A 16,642-nucleotide genomic window follows, 5' to 3' on the forward strand; every position below is an offset into this window, starting at 1 on the left:
CCGGGCCGGGCTTCTTCGAAAAAAATTCCTACCAAACCCCATTGCCCTGCGCTTTATTTTTCCCCTTTCCAGCCGTAAACGGCTGCTGTTGGCGAGGCTCATTCCTCTTGGCTCCACGCCGGGGACACGTCCCCACTGTTGTACGCCAATCTTTAAGGCTTATGCGCTTTTTCTTTATCCTAATTGTTTGCAAGCCGAACGCCGATGTTCGCATTCGTGTTCGATGAATCGTTATTCGCGTTCGCATACGAAACACCGCCTAACGCGTTCGCGTTGTTGTTCGACCGATACACCACACGAGTGTATATGAGGAAATCCGCCTTTGTACTTTCAGGAAGCACCGGCACCCGTCTTACTTCCGGACGCCTGCGCTACCCGCACAACGTTTTACGTTGCTATTTTTTATCTTAATCTGCCTGATTTATGGCTTTAAAGGCCGCGACGCTACCCGCCCAGCGTATGATGCCCCTGAAGGCAAGCCGAACGCCGATGAACGCACTCGTGCTCGATGAATCGAAATTCGCGGACGCATACGAAACACCGCCCAACGCGCTCGCGCTGTAGTTCGACCGATACACCACACGAGAAAGCCCGGTACCCACATAGAACCTGTCGAACCAATGAGAGGAAGTGGAACCGCCTTCCTTGGCCGCAATCAAATCCATATACCGGCCCCAAACCATGTGGGTAGGATAAATATCCGCATTATAAACAGTAATTCCCTGTACAACGCGTTCCGTTCCGTCCGGCATGGTAATAAACCACCTTCCGTCCGCCGCCGTCTTGTTTACTGTGACATACTGCAACCATTCCGCCTTGTTTCCCTGGAAATTCTCATATCCCAGCACATTGACGGACTGATAATTTACACCGTCCCGGTAAGCACCTTCCGCCTGTGGATTGGAACCGCCCTTTTCCTTATAATAAGAAACCGTATCACGCATCCCCAGCGCATTTGTAAGGCCTGTCACTTTCTGGTAATTGTTTGTTCCATATCCGCAAACTCCCTGCGAATCGGTATTACCGTATTTAAAGAAATGCAGATTACCCACATCCTTGTGCATCTCCCAGTCGAACAGCTGGAAACCTTTGCCCCTGTTCTGGGCGTATTTGACTGCCTGGCTCTGTGAAATAGTTCCTACACTTGAAACACCACTGACAGAACGCAGCACATCATCAATCAGATAGGCTTCATAAACACCGCCCAGGCATTCCGTATGCTCTACCCAGTCCGGCTCGATCGCTTCCACACTTTCCGATGTTGTGAGTAAAACGAAATCGAAGGCCGCCGAATTAAGGAAAGTAAAGGCCAGTTTCGTAGCCCCTACAGGAACGGCACAAAACAGATACATACCATTGATAAAACCGTTCGCATTTGAAACGCTGATCCGACTTACTATTTTCCCGGCATCATCTATAAATACAGCACCGTAAAGAGTAGAAGCAAAACCGGGAAAACGAACCTGCTTGTAATCCCGGACGTCCACCAGGGCGAACGATCCGGATTCGTATTCATTCTTCGCCTCTTCAATGGTTGTGTAATCCGTATTCTTACGAATCCCGATCCCTTCCGTCACATCCAGTTCCTCGCGGGTAAATCTTATACTGGTGTACCCTGCTGCTGCCGGCGCATCCTCATTACTTGAAATAAAACCGTAAAGGCACTGATTCAGCACGTCCGTTACTCCCTTGTACCAGTAATGAGGCTCATATATGTAAACTTCACCTTCCGATCCGGTTAATACTGCATCCGTGGCGTTCTCCACGCTGTCACTATCCGCGTATTTATTTCGGTTCTCATCATGAAGCGGGTAACAGGTCATTTCACCCTCCGCCGTCTTTTTAGCCAGAATACAACGTCTTTTCGACAACACTTCCAATATATGGGAAGACGGGGTAAATTCAGTATTATAGTCATATCCGGTAGAGTTATCCAGATTCGTAATCTTTTCCCCGTCTCCTACCGTCTGATCTATTTTTATACCGACAAACTGCGGCTGAATGATATTCAGTTCCGGGAAATGTGCACAGGTGGCGGCGTACTCTTCATCCGACATGGACTGGGTGAGCCGGTACGTACCTACCAGGCGGCACGTCTGCACGTTTCCCCCGTCTTCATCAACGCCGCCCATTGTCATAAGCCTGCGAAGCAAATTACCGTTCCCGTCCATATCTATACCGGTAATTCGTAGATAGCTGGTCGCACTGCATTGCTGTAATAACGTGTTCCAGTCGATCAGGCTACAGTTATCAATCACAAGGCGCGTGATATTTGCCGTACCTTCCAGCTGCAGCCCTGCATTGGTTAGTTTGTTCAGGTACCGGAGTTCGAGCGTCTGCAAAGTTCCGGGAAGGACGCAAACGGCCAGAGGCGCACCGCCGGCAAATGTCACACCGGTAAGGGATGTATCACCGGCCAGGAAGGTTTCAAGTTTGGTATTACTTGAAAGGTCCATACCGGTAAAGGAAGAAGATTTAAGTCCGGATATGTCGAGTTTTCGAAGATTACGGCAATTACCCACCAGAAGGGCGTTAAATGTCGTCTGTCCGGCCTCACAACTAACATTCAGTTCACGCAAGGCCGTGCAGTTGTTCAGGTTCAACGTGCCGACAATGGCGTGGGCTACATCCGTCAGATCAAGCCCGCGAATACGGCTTGCACCGTAGAAATATTGCGGATCGTTTACAATTAAATCCGTGTCCATTGTCAGTTCCACCACAGCCCCGGCCGTTTCTGCAAGTACCGCGCTTTGGTGCGGTGTTCCGGACGTGTACCCGTACCCGTAATAATACCGTTCGGAGGCCGTAATCCGAATTTTCCGGTTATCGCTGCCGAACTTGTATCCGAAATAAGCCGCGAAGCTGTCACGACGGTAAGTACCGGCCACATACTGACTATCCAAAAGGGCGAAACGGTTCTGAATGGTATAAGTACGGTGCGCATAACGGCTTCCCTGCAAGGCATACAGATAATTATAATAACTGGTTCCGCTGCCGGTTGTCACCCCTTCGGTAAGCGGAAGGATATATTTATATTCCGAATCCTTGTTATAAATCCGCTCGCACCAGTTGCCCATTTGTTCCTCGTTAAATACTTGCAGGACATATTCAAGGCTCATATTGCTACGCAAGGTTTCCGCCACTTCACGCAATTTGTCCGGACAAGACCGTACCAGTTCCCATAAAACGGAATCATGGCCGGCAAAAGCATAACTACCGATACTATCGTCAAAACTTTCGTGGGTAATGGTATATTCGTATTTCAGTACCGAATCATTACGCACACCGAACAGCGTGTCCATATCGTAAGGAAGGAAATACCAGATCAGAGAGTCCCAAGTCGCCAGCATCATGTTTTTTGCCCGGTTATCCACAGCCATAAAGTAATCGGTAATCAGATACCATGCAAACGGGCTGTCATTACCGAAATACTGGTTATATTCCGCCAGGAACTTGGCGGGATCATCCTTACATGAATCGATCCAGTTCCAAAGCCTTGTAACTGCCGCCTTGTCGTCCTCGTGTGCATCCGCCCAGGTAGTGTCCGCCTTGAAACGAAATTCCAGCGCATCATCAAAAGAAGACATGTCGGTAGTCCCGAACAGACAAAGGGCCTCGGAGTTGTTCAGGAACTCCAGACAGATACATTTGTTACGCTGCCCGTTCAGGGCCGCTTCGTCGTTGAATCCTTCAATTCCTTCAAAACCGTAAATGATCGCACTTTCCGACTTCTCATTATTGAAATTGTATTTTCCCAGATAAGTATTCGCACCGGTGCCGTCGTTGTCATAAAACAGGTCCATAGGGAAACCGTCCACGCCTATACGTACGTCATATTCCCCCTTATATGCAGCCTGCGGCGGTGTCAGCCACCCGCACCTCTTCCAAACGTCGTTCACAATACGCACCGCACCGGTATTATGTGTACCGGAAGAATCGGAAAAGTCCGCTTTCAAACAGAATATACTGATCGGCCGTGCTCCCGGTTTGAAACTGTATTCAAGGGACGGCACATCCACGCCGTTAACTTCCAGCGTGGTACCGTATTTTTCCAGGCGCAAGAAATAAAGACGGTAATTCTTACGCGGATAAGTGGTGGATGATGTACCCTGTATTCTTAGACCGACATTCCTTGCTACAAAATCGTACTCCTTACCCTGCGGGCTATAAAAATAGATATCGACCGGTACCTCGAATTTCTTGTTATTGGTGGCGTTGACAAGGTTCACATCGCCGACAATTCGCATAACCGCCTTTCCCTGGGCGCGTAACTTGTCTATGTCGATATCCGTACCGTTGTCCCCCGTAACATCATTCTTTTCAAATAACAGGACCATTTCGTCCGACGTAGTCCGGTCTACCATGTAATTGTTCAATTCTTCATCATCCGTAAGCGCACGGTTATAAATACGGAAATTCCTGATCTCCACATCCGCCGTATCACTGAACAAACGGATGTTCACCGGTTCCGCCTGCAGTAATCCTTCGGTAGCCCCATACTGCACCGCTCCGCAACGGATTCCGTTTACATAAAGTTCCAGCAACCGCTTACCGGCCTTGGCCCCGACAATAAAGGCCATTTTCAGGTTCATATCACTTGCAAACTTCGTACTTACTTCCGTACCGCCGGAAACACGCATAAGGGCCTGCTCCGTTGTCATCTGGAAACCGATATCGCCGGCCATACAGTCCAGTATCACCCCCTGCCGGTCCGTTACCGACGAACAAAGAATTTCCATTTCATAGGTAGCCCCGGTAGTGGTTGCATCCGTGGAGAACGGCCGGTACCCGATTTCAATCTTCGCGCCTCCCGTAAGTTTCAGGGCGTCACCCGTCCAGCCGTTGCTGCTCCAGTCGAAACCAGAAAATGTCGTATGTATGTCGCCATAATCCCAGGCTCCCGGATCGGATTCGCTGTTGCTCCGCCCGGCTGCCGAAAGTTTCAGTACAAGCCCGGCGGTAGTTTCCTGCAAGTCGATCCCGCTTTCCGTTACGTCGATATAAAACGGGTATTCCGTGGCCCCCGTCTTAAATTTCATAGTGATCTCGCCCTGCTCCGTAAAACGGTTGGTATATGTCTGCGTAGTACGGGCCACACTGACAGACTGCGTTTTCACCCCGTCCCGGTAAACGTCCATTTGAGCCGGCGTTGCGTCAGGATCATAAGCCACAAAGTCAAATTTTACCTGTTCGTACTGCCCCGCTTCCAAGCGCGGAACAAGATGGTCCTCCGTAAAAATACGGCCGTCCGGAAAACTCATCATCGTGCCGATGAACGGTGCCGATCCTCCGGATTTCAGAATATCAATATAGATACTTTCAGACTTTAACACGAGATCGGCGGAAGCCTCCATTTCGGCAACCATTTGAACGGTATTCCGGCCGGTCACAAGCGAAGAGGGGGACAAACTGAAACTGCCGTTTGTCGTTCCCGATCTTGTAATGGTGTGCGCGTTCTGTTGCCGGCCGTTCAGATAAAGCGTGACGACCTTTGTTCCGGAACCGCTCACGGCATAAGGGATATTAATCGTGTCGGCCAGGGTATAACCGCCTGCGGCTATGGCCCCGGCCAGATTGTAAGAGCTGGTAAGGGAAAGGCTGACAACCTTCACGGATGTAAACGCCTGTCGGGTCTGTTTCTTGCCGGTAGTCGGATCGGTTGTGGTTGCCACTACGTAAATATCGGTATTCCCAACAAGCAAGTAACTTGAAAGGTCCAGTTCGTAACTGCCTTTGGAAACATCGCTGACCGTCTGGGAATACATGGTAGTTGTTCCACGCCTGATCGTAACGGTGATATCCGCCTTTTGCCCGGTAGATTCCCCCTTTTCATCCCCCGTGGTGTATTGGTGATCGTATGTATAAGTAAGACGGGCGTTTCCGCCTTCCTTGATTATGGCGTTATCTACAGCCGCATTCAAGACAATTTTAGTAGCCACCGTTTCGCCGGAACCTCCACCGGAACCGGCCGGGATATCCACGGCGGTAATTTCCGCGCCGCTTTTGTTCTGGAAAGACAGACGGACGGATGTTTCATCCTCGCTTACCTCCGCATTTACGTTAAACAGCGTGGAAGCGTCCACCTCGTTAAAACGGGCGGTTACTACCTTGTTTTCTACCGGATTGGTGGAATCGGCGGACAAAGTCTCGTCCACTTCCAGGATATCCACGTTTACATTCACATTACCGGCCGCGTCCGGCGTCTGCTTCTCGCCGTTTACCGTTACGCTCTTTACCGTTCCTTTGCCGCCGAACTCTTCCCAGCTCGCCTCCTGGTCCCAGGCATCCAGGGCGGTTCCGGTAAACTGGTACGTCTCCCATTTGCCGAGCGATGTTTCAAAGGTGATGACACGCCCCCGGCCGCGCCACTTCTCCGGTACCGCGGCAATGGCGGAAGCCAGGGTATAGAAACCTTCCGTAAGCGGCACACTGCCGGTTACATTATAGGTATTCCCGCCGCCTGAACCGCCGCTGCCGAAATCCTCCCACTTTTCGACATTCTCAAAATCCGTGTCCGGATTGCCTTTAAATTGTTTCGTCACCCAGCCGTCGGCAGTGAGGAAAGAAAGGATCACGCCGTTTTTCCGGACATCGTCAATCTTCCCCGCCGTTTTCAATGCTGCAAACACCCCCGACAGATCACTATAAACGCTGCCGGCGTTCAAGAGGTTGTTTACATTGGTAAAGGTGGAAGACAGACGCCCGGCAGTTTCCTGCAACTCCTGTTTCATTTCGTCACGGTCTGCCTGCAACGTGCTTATGTCCTCGGAACAACTGCTAATATCCTGGGACAGACTTTTCAGCTTTCCCCAAAGGGAACCGTCTTCACTCTGTGAACCGTCTTCGCTGCCGATACGGGCGTTGATATCGGCCAGCAATGCGGCCAGCGAATCACTGTCTTTAAGCCCGTCCAGAAAAGCAAGAATTTCGTTAAAGTTGTCGATTGCCTGCGAAGCGTTGTTGCCGACAAGCCGGTCGATACGTAGAGAAACGGCGTCGATAGCCTTCTGCAAGGCTGCATCGGCGGCAATGCGGGCGGCTTCCTCCGCCTCGATTTCCTTACCCTGGGAAACCAGTTTCAGGTGTTCGTTCAAGAAGCCAAGAACCGCCGCCACCATTTGGTTGGTAACGCTTTCCGCGTCCTCCGCGGTTTCAATGACTATAATAAGATCATCGATATACTCCTGTGTTGCCATATAGATACATTAATTAAATTGTTTACTGAACTCTTTGGAATGAACCCGCGGTTTCCGGTAGCCGCTTTCCGTGATTTCTCCCGTCCAGTTGGACTCCTTCTCGGCAAACGTGAGCTTTAACGTCACGTTCTGCGGCGCGTCCGGACGGACACGGTAAGAAAACTCTTCCGCCGAAGGAATTACCTTGATCTCTTCCCGGCCGTAACCTGCCAGGTAGACATCATCGGAGGAAAGCAGGTCAAGAAGAAAGCGTATTTCCTGCGGGCGTTTGAATCCCGTCTTAACCGTTACGGCTTCCTGTATCTCCGTACGTATGCGATCCGAATAATAATCATCGGTAATTTCATCGTAACGCCGGAAAACAGCGTCTTCGTCTTCATCCATGCCGGGAGTTACGCTCGCCTCGCCTTCCAGGGAAAACACCTCGTAAACCCCGTAACTGTTCAGGAACCGGAGCCGGTAACGCTCGCGGACCGTCGGGCTTTGCTCGATCCCGATCCGGAGAGCGAACGTTTCACCGCTATACACGTCAAAAAGGTTGGCCAGTACCCCGTAATCGGTAAAGAATTTAAGTCTTACGGCCTCCAGGTTCAAGGCGTAGAAATTCCCTGCCGTGCCTGGTACTGCAAGGCTTTGTCCGGTAAGAAGTTCCGTTATTTTCAGCTCGTGCTCCGGATAGATGAAACAGAGCGGGTAAAGTTCCGTCTCGCGCATCGTTATACGCCAGTCATTGCTCCGGGTGGTAAAGAAGAAATTGCAGGATTCATTCAAGAACTTCAAAGAAAAGATGTTATTACCTTCTTCATGCAATTTCTTAAAAGCCCGTTTGGATATACCGCCACGCCAGGCAGTAACAACCAAAGTGGCCGTTTCTTCCTCCTCATTTTGAAGGGTGATCGTGACGACCGCCTTGTTATACCGTTTATCGGAAAGGCTTATCAACATCTCGGAACTGTCCGTTAACGGGGGAATATCAACAAAAAGCGTTTCCAGGACCTCCGCGATATTCACCTTGAAACTTCCATTACCGTTACCGGTAAATATGGAACGCATAAATTCAAAGTTCACGAAATACATTATATTGTAAGTCGCCATAGAAGTAGTTTCTACCGAAAGATAAACAGGGTTTCCGGTAAAGGCGTTTTCCGTCGGATCAATGTTTGCTGTCAAACTCATAATTCAAAGGTGTTAACGATGAATATTCCGTTAAACTCACTCTTATTTTCAAGTCCGGAAAGGAAACGATCACGCTGATCCGTGGGAGACGTCAGGAACTTGTAAAAGTCCGAGAGCCGCCCCGCATGGTTTTCCCTCCAAAGCTTATAAAGCTCCGTCACCTGTGAAGATGACGGGGCAAGGATGATATTATTCTGCTTTTCCATGCTGCAAAAGTTGGGTTTATCAAAGGAAGAATAAAGGACGGGATCAGCTAAGCACCCTCGATGCGACAAACCTTACCTGGTATTCGACTTCTTCCGTTTCGTAACAAAAATAGTTGGCCGCGCCGGAACGCTCGTTTACCTCGATTTCAACCTCTATCTTACATTTGTAAGTTTTTTCTATGATGTTATCCTGTGCGGTGGGCGGATTTTTTAATATATCCTCATCCGTTGACGGCGTAACATACCCGTCATATATCGTATTCGATACACGGCAACCGTACACAGCATACATCCAGTGATAACGGTAATAATCTTCCCAATATTCCACCCTTCCGGCCTGTACACTCTGCAAATTGGAAGAATATACGACCCACACGTAGGAAGCACCGCCCCACACGGGAATGCCCTGTTCATTATCCAGATTATAGGGACCGATCAGACGCAGGGAACGCAACGTAATGTTTACCGGTACCAGTTTACCCGCAGGAAGCGAATAGGAAAGGCCGTCCAGAAGCATGTACTGCCCCCGCAGGGCTACCGGGGTCAAGACATCCATTTTCATAAGCTGGTGAACCGGTAAAAGGGTGTTTGTGTCCACCTGGTTAAAAGAGTGCCTTAATACGGCGTCATACTTCTGCCAGAACTTGGCAAACAGACCGTCTTCAAACTGGAATAAAAGCGATATCGTATGTTTGCTGCCGTCTTTTAACGTAATTTCTCCGCCGTCCGGAGCGTATGGTAAAATAGAACCGAAGGAATAATCCGTACTTTCCGTAACGGCCTTTGTAAAAGCGAAAGCGAAGGAAAGCGGCGTCTCCTCCTTTTCCGAATCCTCTTCATCATCGGAAGAGGTTTTCAGGTAGGTATAACGGTGCACATACCCGGCCAGGTAATACGGGGAAAGAAGGCCGTTCGGGGCAAAATCCATAAACACGCATTCATCATCGCTCGCCAGCTCCTCGTCCTCTACGTTTTCCGTCTTCCGGTCCCAGTTAAAGAAACTGGATGATGATAACGTATGCTTCTTGTTGCCCGAATCCCATTTGTACCAGTTGCCGGTGGTCTTCTCGTAGTTCAGCCACACGGAGGCCTGGGAAGGATCGAAACGGCTTACACGGATAACCATTTTTTCGTTCCCCTTGATATAGTCCTCGTACCGTTCCACCGAAGGCGCGGCACCGGTAAAAGACGTTTTGGCCGATAACTTTATCTGACGGGCCGTTTCATAATTGATAAGGGGTTCCGCCGTCAGATTCCGGGACAGATCAACGGCAGGTTCATCTTCCATTATATCCCGGATCAGTCTTAAAGTGGCCGTTTTCGTATCGGAAGAGACATTATAAACCAGTCCGAAACGTACATACAGCGCGTTTAAAAAGTCCTCAATCGTACAATCCGGCATTAAATCGGCATAATTGAGGATACCCGTCACGCAACAGTCGGCGGCATTGTTCAGGATTACCAGGCTGGAAAGTTCCTTGTCCGTCTTAAAAGGATTTTCGGTTATAGTATAACCAAATTCTGAAAATATAAAGTCCAGGACACGGTGCACGTATAAGAAGGGGGCCACGCCGTACCCTTCCGGTAAACTCGTTTCGGTCGGGGTATCATTTATCAGTAGTGTTTCCGTCCTTGCCTGATAGCATAAGGCATATTCACCGTTTGAATCCAAAGTGATACGGTTTATGTATTGCGGGTAATACGTGCCGTCCTTGGAATCATTTTTGACTACTATTTGAAATATGGCAAAATCTTCATGGGAATCCGTGAAGAACCAGTTTATAGAGGACATAAGACCGCTAACGGTACCGCCGCTTATGCTGGGTAATGTGATCGAGTTCAGTTTCTTTGCTTTCCAGGCGCTGTAGGCTTCCGAATTGTCAAAACCGATATTTAAAGTAATTCCTTCCGTCCTGCCGGCGGAAACGATATTTATCTTTCCGGTACGTTTATACACCCCGTCCAATACCGTACATGTCTGATCTTCATTCATCGGTTTTACACCCATGTCGAGCCGGTGGGCAAAACCGGTTATCCCTGCATTGTTGGCAGTGACGGGAACCGTGACCGGTACGGTTTGTGATCCCCGGTCGTTCATGACGGGGGATTTCTCGTCGATCTGTACGGTAAAGTCACCCCCTAAGTCCAGATAACCTTTGTTCGTCTTAATCTTTAGCATAATGATTACTTATTTTCCGCGTGTAAAGGTGTCGCGGGCGTTATCTATAGTTTCTTTGGCCTTCTCCAAATCCTGGTAAACGATATAGGCCTTTATCAATTTGATAGCCTCACAGGAGGCGCGAAGCTCCTTTGCCGCTTCCAGGAACTCCCGGTAGGAAGAATCACCTGCAGGGGAAGTCACGTAACCGCCTTCATAATATTCACCCGGATTCTGTGGTAACGGGTTGGCACTGGTACGCTGCCGCCTGATCGCTTCGATAGTGCTAACGGCGTCGATCACTTTAGGATTATTCATTTCCGGCTGTGGTACCACATATTCCCCCTTATGAACCACGCCGGCCACTTCATAACGTCCGCCGGGACCGGTGTAACCACCTTCATAATACCCACCACCGGAAGAACCGGAAACAACACGTTCAGCCGTGGCGGTCTTGCTGCCGGTGGTGTTTTTCAAGGACATGTTTTTAATCCTGTCCCGTTCTGCCTTGGCCGATGCAAGCTGGGCCACACCGGTAGCCGCAAGCATTACTGCAGCAACGGTTCCGGCAATCGGCCCGAGGTCCGCGTACGCCTTCATAATCGAAACGGCCGTATCTGCTATGATCTGGGAACACTTGATAGCAAAGTTTACATCCGCGTACTTCTTTTGAATCTCCAGTTTCTTATTTTCCTTCTCTTCTTCCAGGGCGGCAGTATCTTCACCGTTGTTCTCGGCTTCCTGTATGAGAACATCGTATTTTGCTTCCACCTGGTCGATTTCGGCTTGTTGAATGGCTTCCACCATGGAAGAGGAAAGACCGGAATAGTAGTCAAAGTATTTTTTAGCGTTATTCATCTGCATTTGCAGCTTTTTACGCTGGTATGTCTTTTCATCTATTAATTCCTGATCGTGCAGATTCTTTAACAGGGCCAGTTCATTCTGGTATTCCTGTGCCCATGATACGCCGATCTGGGATTGAATCTGGTATAAACTATTCTGGTACTCAAATTCAAGCTGGCTAATTTCCTGCTGTTTCTGTTTCTCCAAACCAACGGTAGAAATTCCCGCCTGCCTCGCTATCTCAATTATGGCATTATAAGTCGTTTCTACATCCTGAACCTGTTTCCGGTGTGCTTCCTGCATACCGGTTATTCCTACCGGAACGGAAGTTATTTCACGTACTTTTTGAGCAATGGCCGCCCGATCACGCAATAACTTCATTTCAGACTCACGCACGGCGTCGGCCGCTTCCGTCGCTGTTTCCTATACGTTTCTGTTTACCGGTAATTTCCAAAGCGGCAATATCATTCTGGTAAGTACGGTTTATCTCCAGAAGTTCTGCGGCGTGCTCCGCTTCAACTTCCAGCATATAGGCGTCGGCGGCTTCCTGCGTGATACTTTGGTTTAATACCGCTTTTTCCATGGTGTCCTTCTGGACATTGTAATAGGCGGTTTCAATCTTTAACCGTTCGTCCCGTTTCTCCTGTACCAGTTTTATACGGGCGTCCTCCTGCTTGCCGGTTTCCGTAAAAATGGCCGTCTGTGCTTCTGTTTCGAGCTTGTGGATTTCATCGAGTAATTTCTTTTTATTAGCCGGCGTTTTTGCTTCCAGCTTCTGGAGTGCGTCGATACGTTCCCGGTAATAGCGAAGGTTTTCCGCCGTCCCTTCGAGAATATACTGGGCTTCCGTCTTATTTTCCTTCTCCCGGTTCTGTTTGATTAGAAGCATACGTTTTTCGTGCTCGATCTCCAGAGGTTTTAACGTGGCGTCCGTTTCCGTATTTTTATACTCCCCGGCTTCCGCCTTCTTTTTGACCTTCCCCAGTTCGTTTAAACGTTTTATTTCGGTGTCGATACGTTCTATTTCCTTGTTTTTCTTGGCGATATTCGCTTCGCTGTCTTCCGCCCACTGTTCCTGAACCTTTTTCTTTTCGGCCTCCAGTTTCTTTATGAGGGATGTTTCAGTATTTATATTTTCTTTATTGGTTCCGGTTAATGAAGTGGCCGTCGCCTCTGTTTTTAAGATATCATTATTGATCTGGGCGATTGCTGATTCTATACCGGCCAAATCCTTCTGTGTTGTCTGTAGGGCTTTCAACTGGTTAGCCTCTTTTTCCGTACCAAATAAACGGCTTATTTTAGCGGTAAGACTGTTCCGGTTATATCCTGACAATGTATTTTGCTGGCGGGTGTCCCAGTAAGCGTCGCTTTGCTCTGATTCCTGGCTTTCAAGATTCCTTTTTTCTTGTACAATTCTTCCAGTTCCTCCTGGTAAGCTTTCAACTTGATTTGTTTTTCCAAGGAAACTAAATATTGATCTATAGCCTCCTTGTTGTTGTTTATGAGCCTGCCTTCTTCATTCAATTCCGCATTATAATCCGGTATCAGTTCTTTTAATTCAGCGAGCCTTTGTTTACGGGTGTAGTTGGAAAGGTTCTCGTCATTAATAGCAGCTACAAGAGTTTTTATTTTTGCTTCCTGGCTGGCATATTCTTCATTCACTTTCTTTACGACTTCCTGGTGGGCCTTCATCGCCGCCGAAGCCTGTTCCGTCTTCTTTGCAAGCTGGTAGATAGCAACACCGGCTGCCACGAGTAACGCGAGCAGGGCCGTATATGGATTCTTCAAAAGTTCGATCCTCATTAACCGAAGGGCGGCGGTACATCTTTTAATATTCAGGTGCAGCAATGCCTGGGCCGCCGCATAAGCCAGAGTAGCCGCCCGGCTGATATAAAGCTGTACGGCGTGCGCTTTCTCTGCAACGACCGAAGCAAGGGTCGCCGTTTTAAAACGGGCGTGCCACATGGTAGCGATTTTCAGTCCTCCATAGTAAGAAACCAAATAAGCGGTAACGGTATAAGTGACAACACCCCATTTATTAAACATGTCGATCATACCGCCCACACCTTCCACCATAAGCGTAACAAGGTCTATTAAATCCCGAAGAATACCCTTTGATTCATAGAAACGTAAAACTACCCCTTCGATAGTTGAACTTAATGTATTGAGGGAACCTTGTACATTATCACCCATTTCTTCCGCCATGGCATTAAATCCCTCTTCGGCTCCTGTTACTGCATCACGGAGATTTAAAACGGTATCAGTACCATTTAAAAAGGTATTAAATGCGGCAACCGAACGTTTATCCGTTAAATCCAGTGCCTTATTAAGGTCTATTCCTTCACTGTTCAGCTTTTTCAGCCCCTTTACAAGGTCTTCTAAGTTATCTACAGGACCACCAAGGGCAAGTGCAAGTTTACCGCTACCGTCAGCCAAGTTAAGCAAAATATTACGTGTTGCCGTCGCTGCCGATGAAGCGTCGAAACCGCTGTTTGCCAAAGCCCCCAAAAGGGCGGTCGTTTCCTCGATCGTGAATCCGAAAGAATTAGCAACCGGCCCAACAATAGACATTGCCGTATTTAAGTACTCGAAGCTTAAAGCGGATGCGTTACATCCCATAGTCATAGTAGAAACAGCCCGTTCCGTATCTTCCGCATCAAGGTTGAAAATACGCAATGTTGCACCGGCAAGCGTAGCAGCCGAGGCAAGATCAGTGTCCACAGCCTTAGCGAATTTCAGCACGGAAGGCGTCATCGCTTTAATATCCTCTTTAAAAAATCCCAGCTTGGCAAGCTCTATCTGAAGTTCCGTTACCTGTGCGGCCGTATAAGAAGTAGTAGCACCCAGCCGGCGCGCTTCATCTGTTAAATCCTTGATACTCTTTTTCGTGGTTCCCAGAATAGCGGCCAAAGTACTGTTTTTCTTCTCGAACTCTATAATAGTACTGATCGCATCCCTTAGCCCGCCGACAATCTGTCCGGTTATCATTGCGCCGATAGTGACAAACACACCGGCCAGAACCGTTTTTATCTTATTCAGGGAAAGAAGGGAACCGCCGAAACCTTCCGCCTTTTTCGTGGCCTGCCCGTATGCTTTCTCAACTTCTTTCAGTTCCTTCTCCAGGGCGGCATATTTTTCCGGCTGCAAGGATTTCACCGTATCGCGAAGCTCTTTCCGCAAGGCGTTTGCCTTCCTTGCCAGCTGGTTGGCACTCATGGTGGTTTTATCCAGCCGTTTCTCACATTCGGCAATCTTCTTGTTATTCTCGCCGATCGTCTTATTATTTTCTTTCAGTTGCTCATCAAGCCTTTTCCATTGTTTACCGCCAGCTTTCCCGGTGGCGATTAAATCGGTCATAGCCTTTTTTATCTCCTTATTGCTATCCCGGAGCTCCTTGTTCTTTTCTGAAAGATTATGTATTTCCTTCTGCGCATCGGAGGCGTTCAGGGTTAACACCCATTCGATATAGTCAGGTTTTAATTTTGCCATAAGAGTAAATTTTATAAGGCAAAATTATCCTGGTGTAAAGTGGCGGAAAAGGACACAAAAAAAGCCCGTAGAACCATTCTACAGGCTTATTATACTAAGAAGAAAGTATTTTATCTCTTAAAGGTAAAATCCGAAGGATCAAAACATTCTTTATCCTTAATTGTTGCCCGATCTATCATCCAGCAAATGTACCAGGTTAGAGGAACCGATATAAGAGGCGTCACGATAAAGGAAAGAAAGGCAAAAGCAAGCCACCCGGATAAAGTAGCCGGTTTATGCTTACATCCTACGAAAAAAATATTACCAGGAAAAAGCCGATCAAAAATAAAATATCTTCGTATGTCATACAATCATCGTTAGTTCTTTACCGATATCTTTAATAGTATTTACTATTAGGGCCTCCCGTTCTTGTGAGGGCTTTTTTATTCCACTTATATATTGAGACATAAGGCTTTGACTTATTCCCATACGTCGAGCCACCGCAGAAGCATTTAGTTCCGGGTGAGAAATAAAAATCCGATATAAGAAAGTTTCTTCCTTCTTATCTTGAATAGCTAAACAATCATTCATAGGGTCTAAAAATATGCAGCTATACCAATTTCATATAAAAACTCCGGTGCAAGGTCGGCACCATTGGCCCATTCAATAGTAGCACGGGTTAAACCATATTGAACAAATTTTTCCTTATCCAATAACTCCCCGAAAACCTCACCTGTAAGATAAGGTTCCAAATTTACGATCTTTTTACTCCCGTCGCTGAAAGTAACAAGAAGCTCGTAATTCCTAATATAATCCACATCTATAACCCGTAACATAAGCGTTTATTTTAATGGTTCAATTTTATCTATTTTTTCCCCTTTTTGGGCCTTTTCCCAAAGAGAAAGTATTTCTGCCTCGTGCAAGTTAATCCACTCATTTACTTTTGCAATAACTTTAGCTGGAGCCTGACCGTCTACAATCCGATCCAATACGCTAATAGAACATTCATAATCACCATAAGTAAAATGAATATGTGGCGGATTATGATCTTTCCAATAGAGGAATATAATAATACCGAAGAATCTACAAATTTCAGGCATAAACTTTGTTTTATTGGTTACTGAAACAAAGATAGGTAATAAAATCATTACCTACAAATATTTAGGTATTAATTTTATTACCTATTTTAGCGAACTGGCAAACATTTCTTTTATCCTTTCCCTTACATAATCCTGATATTCATATTTAATCTTCCCGAGTGTGTCATGATATAGAATCCCGTATATCTGCCGGTTATAAATCTGGTAATTACCGTGTTTCTTCATATCCAGGAAGCGGGTATATAATGGAAGGTTAGAATGTGCGATTACTCCTTCGCCGTCCGGAATGACCGAATAATTCGGGTTCTGTAGTGCGGCCATTAATGCACCGGATCGCCCTTGTATGATCTCCCCGGTTCCCTGTACTTTCCTACGCTCACGGCCTTTCTGGTAAATCCGTTTGGTAGCGATATCCAGTTGGGCTTGAAATATGTCCTGTATTCCACGCCCGATCCGGTCGGTAAAAAAATCCGTTTTAAAATTCTCGGCCATTCA

8 protein-coding genes and 1 pseudogene are annotated in these 16,642 nt (G+C 47.6%); all 9 read right to left on the bottom strand.

Going from position 1 to position 16,642, the window contains the following annotated elements:
- Positions 1–407: 407 nt before the first annotated feature.
- Positions 408–7,196, bottom strand: a complete 6,789-nt coding sequence (locus tag NXX38_RS19420; protein WP_258980731.1) for a CotH kinase family protein — start codon at positions 7,194–7,196, stop codon at positions 408–410.
- A gap of 9 nt (positions 7,197–7,205) precedes the next feature.
- Positions 7,206–8,372, bottom strand: coding sequence for a hypothetical protein (locus tag NXX38_RS19425; protein WP_004318207.1), 1,167 nt, complete (start codon positions 8,370–8,372; stop codon positions 7,206–7,208).
- Positions 8,369–8,578: a hypothetical protein gene (locus tag NXX38_RS19430; RefSeq protein WP_004318206.1), complete on the bottom strand. Its 210-nt coding sequence runs from the start codon at positions 8,576–8,578 to the stop codon at positions 8,369–8,371. The genes NXX38_RS19425 and NXX38_RS19430 overlap by 4 nt, the downstream gene beginning before the upstream one ends.
- A 43-nt stretch (positions 8,579–8,621) precedes the next feature.
- Positions 8,622–10,757, bottom strand: coding sequence for a hypothetical protein (locus NXX38_RS19435; RefSeq protein WP_004318205.1), 2,136 nt, complete (start codon positions 10,755–10,757; stop codon positions 8,622–8,624).
- Between the two features lie 9 nt (positions 10,758–10,766).
- A pseudogene (locus tag NXX38_RS26985) lies at positions 10,767–15,068 on the bottom strand (phage tail tape measure protein).
- A 342-nt stretch (positions 15,069–15,410) separates the two neighbouring features.
- Positions 15,411–15,638 (bottom strand): helix-turn-helix transcriptional regulator, encoded by a 228-nt coding sequence (locus NXX38_RS19455; protein ID WP_004303369.1) that lies wholly within the window; start codon positions 15,636–15,638, stop codon positions 15,411–15,413.
- 5 nt (positions 15,639–15,643) lie between these two features.
- Entirely contained in the window at positions 15,644–15,883 is a 240-nt protein-coding gene (locus NXX38_RS19460) for a DUF2442 domain-containing protein (RefSeq protein WP_004318202.1), read from the bottom strand.
- A 6-nt stretch (positions 15,884–15,889) separates the two neighbouring features.
- Complete coding sequence (locus tag NXX38_RS19465) at positions 15,890–16,195, bottom strand: DUF4160 domain-containing protein (RefSeq protein ID WP_004303371.1); 306 nt, start codon at positions 16,193–16,195, stop codon at positions 15,890–15,892.
- A 33-nt stretch (positions 16,196–16,228) separates the two neighbouring features.
- A complete protein-coding gene (locus tag NXX38_RS19470) occupies positions 16,229–16,639 on the bottom strand; it encodes a hypothetical protein (protein ID WP_004325872.1) in 411 nt (136 codons plus the stop codon).
- Positions 16,640–16,642 lie beyond the last annotated feature (3 nt).

It is taken from the genome of Bacteroides sp. BFG-637, assembly GCF_024793605.1.
GTDB classification, from domain to species: Bacteria; Bacteroidota; Bacteroidia; order Bacteroidales; family Bacteroidaceae; genus Bacteroides; species Bacteroides vicugnae.